The organism is Leptolyngbya sp. GGD, assembly GCF_026735145.1.
In the GTDB taxonomy this organism is placed as follows: domain Bacteria; phylum Cyanobacteriota; class Cyanobacteriia; order Leptolyngbyales; family Leptolyngbyaceae; genus Leptolyngbya; species Leptolyngbya boryana.
Genome location: NZ_JAPQKE010000002.1, coordinates 670,481 through 685,718 on the forward strand (window position 1 = coordinate 670,481; position 15,238 = coordinate 685,718).

General features: G+C 47.3%; 11 protein-coding genes. 6 read left to right on the plus strand and 5 right to left on the minus strand.

Translation table 11 applies throughout. The annotated features are described in order from the left end of the window. Positions 1-228 precede the first annotated feature (228 nt). Together OU814_RS11985 and OU814_RS11990 are read left to right on the plus strand one after the other, a co-directional pair. On the plus strand, positions 229-1,248 hold the full coding sequence (locus OU814_RS11985; protein ID WP_268183055.1) for a FecCD family ABC transporter permease: 1,020 nt from the start codon (positions 229-231) through the stop codon (positions 1,246-1,248). After that, the gene (locus OU814_RS11990) at positions 1,245-2,273 is read left to right on the plus strand and encodes a FecCD family ABC transporter permease (protein WP_190652420.1); all 1,029 of its coding nucleotides are present in this window, start codon (positions 1,245-1,247) and stop codon (positions 2,271-2,273) included. Before OU814_RS11985 ends, OU814_RS11990 begins: the two co-directional genes overlap by 4 nt. Positions 2,274-2,283: 10 nt before the next feature. Here the strand turns inward: OU814_RS11990 and OU814_RS11995 are convergent, their stop codons facing one another. Next, positions 2,284-3,312 carry an iron-siderophore ABC transporter substrate-binding protein gene (locus OU814_RS11995; protein WP_268183058.1) on the minus strand — a complete coding sequence of 343 codons (1,029 nt, stop codon included), beginning with the start codon at positions 3,310-3,312 and terminating at the stop codon, positions 2,284-2,286. A 143-nt stretch (positions 3,313-3,455) separates the two neighbouring features. After that, positions 3,456-3,872 (minus strand): DUF1636 family protein, encoded by a 417-nt coding sequence (locus OU814_RS12000; RefSeq protein ID WP_017286181.1) that lies wholly within the window; start codon positions 3,870-3,872, stop codon positions 3,456-3,458. A 91-nt stretch (positions 3,873-3,963) separates the two neighbouring features. On the opposite strand from OU814_RS12000, the gene OU814_RS12005 reads away from it, so the two are divergent. The 4 genes from OU814_RS12005 to OU814_RS12020 all read left to right on the plus strand — a co-directional run bounded on the left by OU814_RS12005 (position 3,964) and on the right by OU814_RS12020 (position 10,247). Further along, positions 3,964-5,757, plus strand: coding sequence for an ABC transporter ATP-binding protein (locus OU814_RS12005; RefSeq protein WP_268183063.1), 1,794 nt, complete (start codon positions 3,964-3,966; stop codon positions 5,755-5,757). Between the two features lie 126 nt (positions 5,758-5,883). After that, complete coding sequence (locus OU814_RS12010) at positions 5,884-6,891, plus strand: AraC family transcriptional regulator (RefSeq protein ID WP_017286183.1); 1,008 nt, start codon at positions 5,884-5,886, stop codon at positions 6,889-6,891. A 128-nt stretch (positions 6,892-7,019) separates the two neighbouring features. After that, positions 7,020-9,224: a TonB-dependent siderophore receptor gene (locus tag OU814_RS12015; protein ID WP_268183066.1), complete on the plus strand. Its 2,205-nt coding sequence runs from the start codon at positions 7,020-7,022 to the stop codon at positions 9,222-9,224. A 9-nt stretch (positions 9,225-9,233) separates the two neighbouring features. Beyond that, positions 9,234-10,247: an iron-siderophore ABC transporter substrate-binding protein gene (locus tag OU814_RS12020; RefSeq protein WP_268183068.1), complete on the plus strand. Its 1,014-nt coding sequence runs from the start codon at positions 9,234-9,236 to the stop codon at positions 10,245-10,247. Here the strand turns inward: OU814_RS12020 and OU814_RS12025 are convergent. The 3 genes from OU814_RS12025 to OU814_RS12035 are packed head-to-tail and all read right to left on the minus strand — an operon-like array spanning position 10,228 to position 15,103. Next, entirely contained in the window at positions 10,228-11,472 is a 1,245-nt protein-coding gene (locus tag OU814_RS12025) for an MFS transporter (RefSeq protein ID WP_268183071.1), read from the minus strand. The two genes, OU814_RS12020 and OU814_RS12025, sit on opposite strands and share 20 nt — an antisense overlap. A gap of 56 nt (positions 11,473-11,528) precedes the next feature. Beyond that, positions 11,529-12,542 carry an iron-siderophore ABC transporter substrate-binding protein gene (locus tag OU814_RS12030; protein WP_268183073.1) on the minus strand — a complete coding sequence of 338 codons (1,014 nt, stop codon included), beginning with the start codon at positions 12,540-12,542 and terminating at the stop codon, positions 11,529-11,531. After that, on the minus strand, positions 12,542-15,103 hold the full coding sequence (locus tag OU814_RS12035; RefSeq protein ID WP_268183075.1) for a TonB-dependent receptor domain-containing protein: 2,562 nt from the start codon (positions 15,101-15,103) through the stop codon (positions 12,542-12,544). Before OU814_RS12035 ends, OU814_RS12030 begins: the two co-directional genes overlap by 1 nt. Positions 15,104-15,238 lie beyond the last annotated feature (135 nt).

Genomic DNA, 15,238 nt, shown 5'->3' on the forward strand with positions numbered 1-15,238 from the left:
ACCTCCTGTTCTGTAATCCTGTGATGACTGGAAGTATGCGTAAGTCCAGTCGATTTATCATCCAATTTGGCGTTCTGGAAGTAGTCCATTCCAAGAGAATGGATTTCTCTCTTAATGTCATGAATTCAACATCTCTAGAATTGCAAAATTGAGACTCTAAGCGCCCTTGCTTTTTGCCCATAAACAGATACAATTAGGATTTATTCGCATTAAGAGTCCTCTTTTACGATGACTGCTACTCTCCCTAAAGCTTCTAAATCCCCCATTTCGCTGTTATTGGGACTCGGTTTAGGCTCAATCGTTCTGCTCATTGTTTTGATTTACAGTGTCACACTGGGTGCAAGAGACATTCCACTGCCGACGATTTTGGCATCGTTCACGACCTTTGATAACTCCTTTGATCATCTGGTAATCCAGACGGTGCGATTGCCACGATCGCTGATTGCGCTTTGCGTCGGTGCTGCTCTGGCGGTCTCCGGTGCATTGATGCAAGGTCTAACCCGCAACCCACTCGCCGAAACCGGAATCCTGGGGATTGAAGCAGGCGGTGCTTTAGCGGTTGTGATGAGTTTGTTTCTGTTTGGTAGCTCATCGTTAACAGTTTATGCGGGGGTAGCATTTTTAGGAGCCGCGATCGCGGCGATACTTGTTTATCTGTTAGGAACCTTGGGACGCGGCGGTGCAACTCCTTTAAATTTGACGGTCGCTGGAGCCGCGCTGTCTGCCTTGATTTCTTCCATCACGACTGCCATTTTGATTGTGAGTCAGCGCACGTTTGAAGAGATTCGATTTTGGCTAGCAGGATCACTCGCAGGACGGGATTTTGACCTGTTTTTACAGGTCTTGCCGTTCTTAGGTGCTGGATTGCTGATTGCATTCTTACTGGGTCGGCAGATCACAACGATTAGTTTAGGAGAGGAAGTCGCAACGAGCTTGGGTCAACAGACGCTTTGGATTAAAGGATTGACCGCAATAAGCATTGTTCTCTTGGCTGGAAGTTCAGTGGCGATCGCAGGTCCAATTGGCTTTGTTGGCTTAGTTGTACCTCACATGGTTCGATTCTTTATCAAAACAGATTATCGCTGGATTTTGCCTTATTCAGCCGTACTCGGTGCGATTCTGCTATTAGTCTCGGATATTGCAGCACGAGTATTACTGAAGCCTCAAGAGCTTCCGGTGGGTGTGATGACTGCTATTGTAGGCGCACCATTTTTTGTCTATCTCGCAAAAACGAAGGTGAAAAAATGAATGAGTGGCGTTCTCCCGTACTATCTTTTCGCCTCGATCGACGAGTGCCTGCAATCGGGCTTCTGCTTGCTGTCATTGGATTTGCAGCGATTATCCTCAATGTTGGGCGAGGAGAATACCCGATCGCAGGATTCGACATTGTAAGAACCTTGTTTGGTATTGATACAGGCAACCCGGATCATGCGTTTGTGATTCACACTTTGCGCTTACCTCGAACGCTGGTTGCTTTCATGGTTGGGGTGGCGCTTGCTCTTTCAGGTGCTATTTTTCAAGGCTTAACCCGTAATCCACTCGCTGACCCTAGCATGATTGGAATCAATACTGGGGCAAGTCTAGCCGCTGTTTCGGTGATTGTCTTGTTTCCAGATGCGCCGATCTACGCGCTCCCATTCTCTGCATTTGTAGGTGCGGCAGTGATGGCAGCATTGATCTATGGGCTGGCTTGGAACAAAGGAAGTTCGCCGATTTTATTGATTTTGATGGGAATTGGACTGTCTGCGATCGCCAGTGCCTTCACCAGTTTACTCATCACCTTTGGCTCGATTTACGATGTTAGTCAAGCTTTAGTGTGGCTTGCCGGAAGTGTCTACGGTCGCACTTGGGAGCAAGTTTTTTCACTCTTGCCTTGGATCATTGTATTTGTTCCAGCGGCATTTGGATTAGCAAGACATCTCAATGTGTTGAACTTAGGAGAAGACATTGCGAAAGGATTAGGCAGTCGAGTTGAATGGCAGCGGGGTTTACTTGTCATTGTAGCGGTGGGATTAGCGGGGGCATCAGTGGCAACTGCGGGAACAATCGGATTTGTGGGGTTGATTGCTCCTCATGTAGGACGGCAGATTGTCGGCAATCGACATGAAGAATTACTTCCAATTTCTGCACTGCTTGGGGGGGTGTTAGTGGTGTTGGCTGATTTTGTGGGGAGAACACTGTTCGCCCCGATCGAGCTTCCCTGTGGAGTCGTGACAGCCGCGATCGGTGCGCCCTTTTTCCTCTATCTGCTGATTCGCGATCGCAAGAAATAACCTGAGATTTTCAAGTATTCGGTGCTAACTGTTGAAGCAAGTCATTGAGAATCTGTGCTTCTGCAAGGGAACCCCGCAGCATTGTTAAGTGGGCATCCATAAAATAGACTCGCCCAGATTGGGAAATCGGCATTGCTTTTAACAGTGGAATTTGGTTCCACTGTTGTTGAAGCTGTTGCCAGTTTAAGGGACGATTGTCCGCATCGTTTTTATCCCAGCCTAGAACGATCAGAATATCAGGGTCTAGCTGCGGTAACACTTCAGCAGGAAGCTGAAATGCATCTTTTGTTGCTAGCAACGATTCATCTAAGCGAACCATCTTAAATCCCAATGTTTCTAGCAAATCGGAATAGATGCTGCGCTCTTGCCCAAACGCATAAAAGTTACTTGTTAGATCACCAGAACTCAAGAGTAATACACGGGGATGAGCATTGGCAATCTCAGCTAATTTCTGGCGAGCTTGGGTGATTCGCTCGTTTCGGGCAGCCATGATTTGCTGAATCATATTGGAGCGATCGAGAATGCTTGCAAGTTGTTGAAGGCTTGCCTGCCAACCTCCTTGTTGATCATCGAGCAAGAGAGTCGGCGCAATTTGAGAAAACAATTTGTCTCTTCCTTGGCTTCCTTGCCACGTTTCACCCACAATCAGATCTGGCTTGAGTAAAGCGAGTGCTTCTAGAGCAGGAGAAGCACGATCGCCCAAATTGATTGGCTGAGTCGTCACATACCGACCGAGATAAGGAACTTGCTCAATGGGATGATTGAACGGCTGCCGACTTGCAGAAACGCCTGCATAGGCAGCAGGCTGTTCTCCCAGAGACAACAGCAGATCTAATCCATAGGGACTAAGTACAGCAATTTTGCGAGGTCGATCGCAGTCTGTACTTGGTGCTGTCGGTTGGCAATGGATTGAGGGCAATGTGAGAGGCAGGGTGGTGAGAATAGTTCTGCTACAGCCCCATGTGAGCAAAGCGGTGAGGGCAAAGAGCAGTAGGGAGCGAATCCAGCGATCGAATTTCATCGTCTGCTGTTGACTCAAAACACTCAATTTGTAAATCCTGATGAAACGTTTTTGGCACAATGAACAGGGCAATGGTTCGAGCACTGTGAAGTTCTCTGGTCGTGATGATGCGTTGCAAGCAGTTTCTCCTAGCCAGCGATCGTAGTCCTCTGCTTGCGCAATTAGCTCAAGTCATCCTCTTCATCTGCATTTTGCTCGGTTGCCGATAGAGCAGGAATACAGGCAAACATCGCAGATTCTAACTGCTCTGGGAGTTTATCCCAGATGAATGCACCTTTGCGATTGCTGATATACATCTGAGTGAACTGGAGTAATGCGGAAGCATATTCTTCGTCGGGTGGTAGATCGATGAGTAAGTAAGTTTGTTTTTCCGGATGAGCAAAAGCAGTAACGCAACCGCGACTACAAGCCCACAAACACCCAACGGATTTGATTTCTAGGTCTTCTGGCGCGAACTGTTGAGCTGCTAAATTTGTCAAAGTATCTAGCAAGATTTTGCCATCACAAGCTTGATCTTCTGCGAGTTCTTCTTCAGAACGATGGCAGGATTTGCACACAAAGAGAGTATGTTTTGTCATAAACTTTGGCAATAGACTTCGCAGCAACAAGCTGAAATTGATGCAACTTATTCTCATTTAAAGTGGAACGATCGTCAAGAGGAGGAAATTCATGACAACACTTCGTCGCGCATCTATTGGGTTGCTCCTCTGGAAACTGATCCGCTATGCTCCAAGGCTGTACTGGACTGACACTTTGCTCTGGCTCTGCATTGCAGGACTCCCCGTGCTGGCGGGACTCGTCATTCGAGAGTTTTTTAATCAACTCACCCAGCAATCTCCTTCGGTGTTTTCTGCTCAAGGTTGGATTGCGCTATTTTTAGCGATCGGGGTTGCGCAAATTGTTGCGATCATTCTCGGACGCATCACCAAAACACAACATCGCTTCACGATGAACAGTCTGATCCAGCACAATCTTCTCACGAAAGTGCTAGAACGCCCGGGTGCTGAGAGTTTAACGATGGCTCGGGCGGAAACAATTTCACCGGGAGAAGTGATGAGCTTCTTTCGAGAGGATGCTAGCCAGATTGAAGATAATGTGGTGGGCACGAATGAGGTTTTAGGGGAAGGAGTTTTTGCGATCGCTTCTTTGCTGTTGCTCTTAAGTGTGAATGCAACCATTACGCTATTTGTCTTTCTGCCTTTGGTGTTGATTGCTGTGATTCTACATCGGGTCAGCGATCGCATAAAACGCTACCGCCGCGCGAGTCGTCAGGCAACCCAACAAGTAACAGGCATGGTTGGTGAAATGTTTACCGCAGTGCAAGCAATTCAGGTAGCGGGAGCCGAAAAAAGTGTGTTGGCTCACTTTCGGCAACTCTGCGATCAGCGCCGACAATCGATCGTCAAAGATCAACTGCTTACAGCGATCTTAGATTCTAGCTTTGATAATCTCATTAGTTTAGGCACAGGTGCGATTTTATTCTTTGCTGCTCAATCGATGCGGAGTAGCCAAACACTCAGCGTTGGGGACTTTGCGCTATTTGTCTACTACTTAGCCTACGTCACCTATTTTCTAGGTTTTTTAGGCGGATTTGTGGCGCTCTCAAAACAGAGCGAAGTGTCGTTTGAACGGATGCAAGCTTTAGTCAATGCAGAGGCTCAGACGCTCGTTGATCCCCATCCTCTCTATCTGCCAACGCTGACCGGACGAAAATCGCAGTTCCCTGTTCCTCGTCAGGACGAAACCTGCGATCGCTTAGAAGCACTACGAGCGATTAATTTGAGCTATCACTATCCGAATAGCAAGGTGGGTATTACTAACATCTCTTTGGAGCTTCAACGCGGCAGTTTTACAGTGATCACGGGATCGATTGGGTCGGGCAAGACAACGCTATTGCAGGTGCTATTGGGACTGTTACCAATGCAATCAGGGGAGATTTTGTGGAATGGTCAGACGATCTCTGATCCGGCTCAGTTTTTTGTCCCGCCTCGCAGTGCTTACACCTCCCAAGTGCCGCAACTCTTTAGCACCAGCTTACGAGAGAATATTTTGCTGGGGCTACAGAAAGATGATACAGAAGTGTTAGCCGCGATCTCGCTTGCGATGTTCGATCGAGATTTAGCAATGATGCCCGATGGACTCGATACCCAAATTGGCTCTAGAGGAATGCGCCTGTCTGGGGGACAGATTCAGCGCGTTGCTGCGGCGAGAATGCTGATTCGGCAACCTGAGTTACTTGTCTTTGATGATCTATCCAGTGCTCTAGATGTAGAAACGGAACAAAAACTTTGGTCAAAGCTATTTCAGCTCAGTTCACCAACGTGGAACCCTACTATTCTGGTTGTATCTCATCGCCGCTTAGTGATGGAACGTGCCGATCGCATTATTTTACTCCACGAGAGCAGGATCGAATTAGAGGGAACCTTTGCAGATTTGCCCTCAGCCCATACCAAGACCCTCTAAATTAGGCAAGCACAATGACAATTCATCTGGCCTCCGGGAAGCCGATCAAGTTCTAGAATAGCAATTGAGAATAAATTGCATTTGTGGTAAGATGCCTTCAAATTTTGCGATCGCGAATTGCAGCTTATGACTGTTACCCTTTCACAGCAAGACTATTGGGAACTTATCTGTCCTGAAATCTCCCAGACTGATGACTTAGAAGCGTCTCAATCGCGAGAGATAGATCGGACTTGGCAGTACTGTAGTGCTGTTGGAGAGGGATATTATCGAGAAATTCAGGTTCGCGATGGCGTTGAACTCGCGATCGCAGAAGACTGCTTCCACGAAGACTTGAGAATCATCACTTGCGATCGCGAGCATCCTTTAGAACTCAACTATACGCTGATTGGAACCGCAGCATCGAATTCAGACTGTGCGAATGCGGGACAGTACCTCTTTTGTGGAAGTGGCATGGCTCCAGGTGAAGTGCTAGATATTCAAGCAAAGCAACGCAATCTGAAGGTGATTATTCACATTGATCCTTCTGTTTTTTGCCAGCGGATGTCGGGACTGCCCAAGCAGACTCCAGACGAAATTAGAAATTGGTTGCGACCGATCGAACAACCTTACTACAGCCAAATCAGCCGGACGACAGCCGCGATGCAGTCTACCCTTCAACAGATTTTGCAGTGTCCGTTTCAGGGATTGACTCAGCAGATGTATTTAGAAGGCAAGGTGTGGGAACTCATTGCGTTGCACCTTGCTCAGACAGTCGAGATTAGTCCAGAGCGCGAGACTAAGTTGTTAAAATCAGCCGACATTGAGCAAATTCACTATGCCAAAGAACTGCTCATTGCTCGATTAGAGAATCCGCCCTCGCTGATTGAGTTAGCTCGGCTAGTTGGGATCAATGACTGTAAGCTGAAAGTCGGTTTTCGACAGGTGTTTGGGACGACGGTCTTTGGCTATTTGCAAGACTATCGAATGGAGCGATCTCGCCAGTTACTAGAGTCAGGGGATCTCAGTATTACAGAAGCAGCAAAAGCAGTTGGACTGAGCAATCGCAGCCATTTCGCGATCGCGTTTCGCAAAAAGTTTGGCGTAAATCCTAGAGACTATCGGCAATCCATCATGAACCGATGCAGTGCTAGCTAAACTCCGTCCACCATTCAAAAAAACTCCGTTCACCATTCATCAGGGTTACAAAACAACCCCGATCGTCCGATATGCTGTTGAGAATAGTTCTTAGTTAATAGCTATCAATATTGTGTGGTGGCAGAGTTATGGCAAACTATCGATCAATTCTTTTGGCTGGAAGTATAGTTCTACTCGCAACTCCTGGAATTGCAGTCGAGCCAGAGGTTAAAACGTTATCGGAATGGCAGCAACCTGCCACTACAGTTCAGGAATGGCGATCACAGATTCAAGCACAGCAACCAGAGTCTGAACAAGAGCTAGAAGAAGAAATCGTGATTACAGAAGATCAGCAGCCTAGCGGCTATCGCGCTCCGAATGCGTCAACTGCGACTAAAACAGACACCCCGATTCGCGATATTCCGCAATCGATTCAGGTCATTCCGCAAGAAATCCTGAGAGATCAGGGGTTAAATGCAACGAGCAACTCTTTAGGAAATGCAGTTCAAAACGTGAGTGGGGTCAATAATTTAGGGCTTTATCAGGGGTTTGAAAATAGTTTAAAGATTCGAGGATTTAGAGTTTCGGCTTTTGATGGTAATTACTTTCGAGATGGAATTCGATACTTTACCTTTGGTGCTTTAGAAACGGCTGATTTAGAGCGCGTCGAAGTGTTGAAAGGTCCAGCTTCAATCTTGTTTGGAGAAGCAGAACCGGGCGGAATCATCAATCTCGTTTCCAAGCAACCCCTCCGCAATCCCTACTATTCGCTAGAGGGATCGGCAGGGAGCTATCGCGCTGTTCGAGTTGGGGCTGATTTTTCGGGTGCGCTAAACTCAGACAAAACAGCTCTTTACCGATTCAATGGCTATTACAAAGATGCAGGAAGCTTCCGTGATTTTGTGTCGAGTGAAGGGGTGTTTCTCTCTCCTGTCGTACAGTTAGCATTCGGGAAAAACACAACGCTAACGCTGAACGCAACCTATCGGAATGAACGTCGCACTGCGGATGATGGCTTTTTAGCGATCGGGACTGGGATCACAGATTTACCACGCAGTCGATTTCTGGGCGAACCTTTTCAGGAGTTTAGTGTCAATGATTTTAGTGTTGGCTACCTGCTGACCCACCAGTTTAATGAACAATTGACTTTAAGAAACGCATTTCGTGCTCAATGGGTCAATCCAGAGCGATATTTTCCGCTCCGCAATTCATTCGATGAAGCAACGGGTGATCTAGAACTTGCAACCTATTTTGCTGCAGGGGAATATCAGACAATCACGACTCAGACGGATTTGATTGCTAGGTTTTCGACAGGTTCAGTCAATCATCAACTACTTGTTGGCGTAGACTACGGACGACAGAGGGATAAACCAAAATTCGCGATCGGTGATCCTTACCGCACAATCAATATTTTTGATCCCACCTACGATGGTGTGGAATATCCCAAAGAGGAACTTTATAACTTCTTCCGCGATGACACAATCAACAAACTAGGGATTTATGTCCAAGATCAAGTTGAACTTGCTTCTAATTTGAAACTGCTCATCGGTGGGCGCTATGATAGCTACACTCAAAACCGAAGTACCGAAGGCTTTGGAGAACCAAGACAAGAGTTTGAGCAGCGTGACAGTCGATTGAGTCCTCGATTTGGGATCGTCTATCAACCGGTTCCAGCGATTTCACTCTATGCCTCTTACACGACTGCATTCAAAGCAAACTCTGGAACAAATCGCAATGGGGACGGCTCTCCATTTAAACCGGAAATAGGTCAACAGTTAGAAGCTGGCATTAAAGCTGATTTAGCTCGTAATTTGACAGCGACCTTAGCATTTTATGATTTGCGTAAGAAAAATGTGACTACCGATGATCCCACCTCTAGCGATCCGAACGACCAGCTACAGACTGGGGAACAGCGCAGCCGAGGAATTGAATTTGACCTAGTTGGGGAGATTGTCCCAGGCTGGAAGGTGATTGCTTCCTACGCGCATACTAATGCGTTTGTGAGCGAGGACGAGTCAGGCTTCCAGGATAAACGCTTGGACAATACGCCCAGAAATGCAGCGAATTTATGGACGACCTATGAACTTCAGCGCGGCAGTTTGAAGGGATTAGGGGTTGGTTTTGGGATGAATTTTGTGGGCGATCGCTTTGGTGATTTGTCGAATACTTACGAAATTCCAAGCTATGTTCGCACAGATGCTGCTATCTTCTACAACCAAGATAAATGGCGTGCGGCAATTAACTTCCGCAACTTGTTCAACACAAAATACTTCACAGGTTCAGATGAGAGTCGTCTAGGTGTGTATGTTGGCGAGCCGTTCACAGTCACAGGCTCATTGTCTGTTGTATTCTAGGAGAATTGGATGAACCGCGTTGCGAAGCATTTTCCTCAGGGTCACTGTATCTTTTACTTATGCTTGGGGCTAGTTATAAGCGTATTGGCTGTAGCTTGCAATTCCGATCGCTTTGCGATACAGTCACAGGCTCGCGGCTCCTTGGCGGCTTCTCAACCTGCATCAGAGTGCCGTCTAATCCAACATAGTGCAGGGGAAACCTGTGTCCCGCTCCATCCTCAGCGAGTGATTACGCTCGGTTCGCTGAGTTTGGAGAGTGCGATCGCGTTAGGGATTCAACCGATTGCTACTGTCGATGTTGATTTAACATCCCCTCAGCTCAAACGACAAGCAGGCTCAATTCTCAGTGTAGGAAGCAATGGTGAACCGAATCTAGAAAAGATTTTGGCGTTGAAACCTGACTTAATTCTGGGGTATGATTACCAATCTTCCATTTACCGCCAAGCTTCTTACATTGCACCAACAGTATTAACCAAATTCAACCATAGCGGTGAGTGGAAAGATATGTTCACCTTCGTTGCTAGAACGTTGGGGCGATCGCAGCAAGCTGAACAAGTCATGGCGACCTACTATCAGCGTTTAGCAGAATTCAAAGCGAAAATGGGCGATCACGCGCAACCGCCTAAAGTCTCGATCGTCTACCTCTATCCTGAAATGATTACGGTCTATACGACTTCAGGCTTTAATGGCAGCATTCTCAAAGACGCAGCCCTCGCTCGTCCTGCCTCACAGGATATTGATACAGAAGCAACACAGCGTAAAGGCGGGATCAGTCCCATCCAATACGGAATTTCTAACGAACAATTCGATGCAGCCGATGGAGATGCAATTTTTGTGATTGTTGACCCGACTGATTCTAAAATTGGTAAAACCCGCCAGCGCCTGTTGTCTGATCCGCTCTGGTCAAAGCTGCATGCCGTACAGCAGGGAAAGGTCTATGAGGTTCTAGATTACTGGATTGGCAGCGGTCCTTTAGCGGCAAATGCGGTGATCGACGATCTGTTCAAGTATCTTCTTCCTTGAACTGGGTGTGCAAGCCGTAAAGTGCGATCGCAATCATACTTAGTGAACAACTTGTGTAAATCAAAGCAAATCCTGATCCAGGGCTAGAACCAAACATCCACCGAACTAAACCTGTTGAAGAAGTCATTGCAGGTTCGACAATCTGATCGCCGAGTGGTCCTGCAATCAGTGCCGCGATCGCGGATAAACACTGCCCTAACAATGAATTTGCAGCAAACACTCTGCCTTGCTCTCCTGGTTTCACATTGGTCATCCAAATCGCTGTTTCGGAGCTTTCCATCAGTGGAAAGTTACTAGACGAGCAGAACTGCGCCGGGAGCCAAACCTGCGCCGATCGCCCTAGCCCGACGGTCATTTTGCTCAATCCTGCGCCTAGCATCGAAACGAGAACGCCTCGTATCGGTTGCCGGAAGCCCCCCCAAAGTGTGACTGCGATCGCACCTGTGACTCCGCCAATTCCTGCTGAAATCCCAATTTGTCCTAAAACTGCTGCACTCCCGCTTGTTCTCGCTAGCACCATTGGTGTATAGAGATTTTCCCCTAAGTCATGCACAAATCCAAACGGCAACGTCAGCAGTAGTAAATTCCTTAAAGGAGGATGACTCAAGAGAAGCCGAAAGCCCACACTCAGATCTTGCCAAAGATCAACCGGAGTCTCAGCTTGCTCGGGTTGGGGAATTCGGCGCGGCAGTAATGTTGCGAGCGCGATCAAAAACGTGAAGCAATCTATTCCTAAAATGCCATTTATGCCGATGATTGGATAAAGACTAGCTGCGATCGCGGGTGCAATAATCAAGGAACCATAGTGCAATGCAGAACCCATACTACTGACGCGAGTATACTGTTGCTCTGGCACAAGTAAGCTAATGGATGCAGAGTACGAGAGTTCCTGTAGTTGGCTGAAAATACTCACGATGACCGTTGTGAAATATAAATGCCACAGTTGCAACATGTGAGCGAGCGATAGTAAAAGGAGAAACACGCTAGAGAGAACAGCGATCGTATCTCCGAGAATCATTAGAGATTTGCGGTTAAAGCGATCGACAATTACGCCAGAAACCAAGTTAATCAGAATGCGAGGAGCTTGGAAAAAGAAGCCCATCAAAGCGAGAGGAGTTGCAGAACCAGTGAGTTCCCAAGTCCACAGTTCGAGAGCAAATCCGGTCATGTAAGTCCCGATCGTTGAGACAAGCTGACCCAACCAGAGAATAATAAAAGTACGCACAGAGAAGTCGTTAGTGAATCAAATTGTCGGCTTTGCAGAAGAAAAAGAGCGTTAATTCATAGACTTGGATTCGGGGTGAGCAAAAGAGATGGCAGTTGTTCCAAAATCAGAAAGTTAGCGATGGGTGGCATTGTTGTACCAATCCAGAGGTAATAGTCTACGAAGTAAATGCGCTTTTCTTTCCAGGCTTGCGAAGCGTGGAGTAGAGGTTGATTTGCCCACCTGCGCTGGAGATTTTGGAAAGAGACGTTATAGGTCGATCGACCATCCCAAGGTAGCCAACTATTGACAAAAATGATATCCGCATCAATTTGAGCGAGGGTTTCTAAATCAATTTGGCTCCGTTCTGCCGATGAGGGATCAATCGTGGAGGGAGCCACAGGTTGAAAGCCGATTTCTTGTAGCAACTGGATCGCGTTACCTTCGTAATCCAGACTGATGTGATCCATCGTCGGACTGGTGATCACACTCAAAACCTTGGGATGAGTTTCAACCAATGAAGACAATTGAGTTCGGACTCGATCGAGGGCTTGCTGATGGGAAGTTAAAACAGCTTCAACGTTTTTCTCGCGATCGAGCGCTTGAGCGACGATTTTGAGATTACTTTGCCAAGTCTTTTCGATGTCGATCGAAATGGTTGGCGCGATCGTTGACAGCAATGGATTTTTCCGCCAACTGACATCCAAAATCAAGTCCGGTTTGAGTAACTTCAGAAGTTCTAGAGAAGGCGTATCGCGATTGCCTAGGTTGATCGGTTGACTGGTCACAAATTGACCCGCATAGGGGATTTGCTGGCTCGGATTATCGAACCGGGGCGATCGTACAAGATAGTAATCAGCATAAGCAATCGGCTGAACGCCGAGTGCTAACGCCATACTCAGTAACTTGGGTTCAAGAATGGCGACCTTCTGAGGTTTGCCACAGATTTGAGTCCGACCACCCTCATGTTCGACGTTACGACAATTGTTTGAAATTACCGACTGCGGTGCATTGTGCAGAACATGAGGGTGGCAGGCAATCAGCATTGCGACCAGAAAAAACAATCCCAGCGATCGCAGAATATGACGCATTACCAACTCCAGCGATAGGTTAGCGTATACGCTCGTCCTCTAGAAGCAGCCCCAAAAGAATCATCAAACCCTGCACTGAGTTGATTTCCAATATTGAGATATTGATTGTTGAGGAGGTTTTTCACCCCCAAACTCAGCGTTCCATTGCCTAATTTGAGGCTGCTGATCAGATCAACGACTAGATAGCTCTCGATCCCAACTGGATCAATGCCTGCATTAAAGGCGCGGTTACGGCGACCGATATAGACTGCCTGAAGTCGATTGTTCCAGCCGGGTAAAGTTTCATTCTCAAGATAAGCAGAGAGCTTTAGCGGCGAGACTTCGTATCCGGTAATGGCAAAGAATTCTCGTGTTTCTGGATCTTCGCGTTCTCCTTCACTCCAGGTCAACGTGCCACCCAGTTTCCAGCGATCGCTAGGCTGCCAATCCACCGCGAGTTCTACCCCATAGTTGCGCTGAGGAGAACGAATCACTCGAAACTCGTCGCCAATATCTGTAAATTCGACGGTTGTCCCTAAACTCGAATAGCTATAAAATCCAGCCAGAGAGGCTTGAACATTCCTCCACCGACCGCGAATTCCTAGTTCATAGCTATCGACTTTTTGCGGTGCAGATAACGTTACATCTTCAGCAAAATTAAACCCTGCTGCGGGTTGCTGTAAAATTCGGGACAGATTTGGAAGAGAAAACCCTTGAGCAAAGTTCGTAAATAAACTCACTTGCGGAGTGAGCTTATAGACAATCCCTGCATTAAACACAACATCACTGAGCGTCTTGTCTCCACCTTGGGCTGCAAATCCAGTTTCGCCATCAATCCAATTATCGACGACAGAAACATTAAAATTGTCGTAGCGCACGCCACCGCTGAGAGAAAGCTTTTCGCTCACATCCCATTGAAGTTGAGAAAAGAGTCCCAGATTTTTAATCGTAAAGGGTGCAATCCGAATCGCTGAGCCAATTCTCCGCGCTCTTCTCCCGCCACTGCTATCAAACTCATCGACATCAAAGACATCGTAATTTCCTTCGCTATCTTCGCTAGAGTAGTCTGCACCCCAAAGCAGACTTAGATTAGAAGCTAAGGGCGTTTCTAGCTGCAATCGTCCGCCAAATCGCTCTGATGTGACCACCGATCGCCCAAGTGCTAATGGACTATCTGCATCAAAGACGCGGTTATCAAACAGAGAGGCTGCGGTTTTGGTTTCTCGATAGTAGACTTGCGCCTGCAATTTACTATTCAGCACTCGATCGTGGCGATAGTCAAATTGAAAGAGCGTTCCCCGATTAAATGGATCGGTAGAATCAATAAACTCAACAGGTCTATCTAGAAACCGCGCCTTCTGAATCCCAGGGATCTCGCCGACAGTCAGATCGTAGTCTCCATTCTGGCTTTGGGCATCGTTGAAGTAGTTCGCTGTAATCTGGAAGCGCTGTTGTGGATCGATCTGAACTCCTAATTTTCCAAATAGATTCACCGAAGTACTATTCGCTTCGGAGTCTGCAAAGATTGGTGGACGATCGCCTTCTGCATCAAATGGTGTCCCAAAACTATCGCGAGTAATCGAAGCTGCAAAATCGACCTTACCCTGTTGTCCAGAGAAGCCGTACTGAAGCAGGTTGCCAAAACTCCCGGATCGCAGATTGCCGACAGAACGCACTCCAATTTCCGCAGTCGAGACAATCTGATTCTGACCCGCGCGTCGAGTAATAATGTTGATTACACCACCGGCTGCGCCATCTCCATAGATTGCGCTAGGTCCGCGCACAACTTCTACTCGATCGATTGAGGCAATGTCAATCCGGCGAAGGTTCGCAACAGAAGTATCGTTATCAATGTTCGAGCTAATTGGCACACCATCAATCAAAACGAGCGGCTGCCTGCCCCGCAGCGTTTGCGTAAAACTTTGCTGAGCTTCGGAACTTGCCCCTAAGCCCGGAACTAAGGTGCCAAGAATCGAAGTCAAATCTCGATTGACGTTAGACTGTGCCTGAATTTGTTCACGAGTGACCACTGTGACCGATCGCGGAACATTCTGCACCCCTTCCTCTGTCCGAGTGGCGGTCACGACCACTTCTTCTTCTTCGGATTCTTCTTCTTCGTTCAGGGCATAGCTCTGCTGTCCTGTTCTCAAAGTAACGAGCGTTTGAGGCAGAGCATTCTTACCGATGACGAACACTCGAATTTGATTACTCTCTTGGATAACCTGAACCAAGGCAATATCTGCTGTTGGGTTTTCTGCTTGAAAGCTCTGTCCTTCTGGTAATGCCAAGATTGCATTCGGAATTTCAGCAATTAAGCGATCGCGCTCTGCACGAATCGCACCGATTTGAAACGGTTCCCCCTCTGCGGTTTCGAGGATAATATCAAGTTCATTCTCACTGCGCTCTAGTTTTACCGCATTCACCTGCACCGTCGCCGCTTCAATTTGAGCCATCCACTCCATCACACTTTGTGCAGGTTGACGTGGATTCGGATCGATTTTCTCGGATGCACGAACAAACTGAGGTGTTGCCAAGATTGAAACAACACTCCACCCAGCGATCGCCAATAACTGTAACTTCATAACTCACACCATAAGAACATGTCAGATCGCTGCTGCACCTGAACTCGTTTTAGCAGGAATCACTCTCAATAACATACCGAAGTAGGAGTTTATGCCGAAAGCAAAAAACTCCCAAATTCGGATTATTTTCGACCC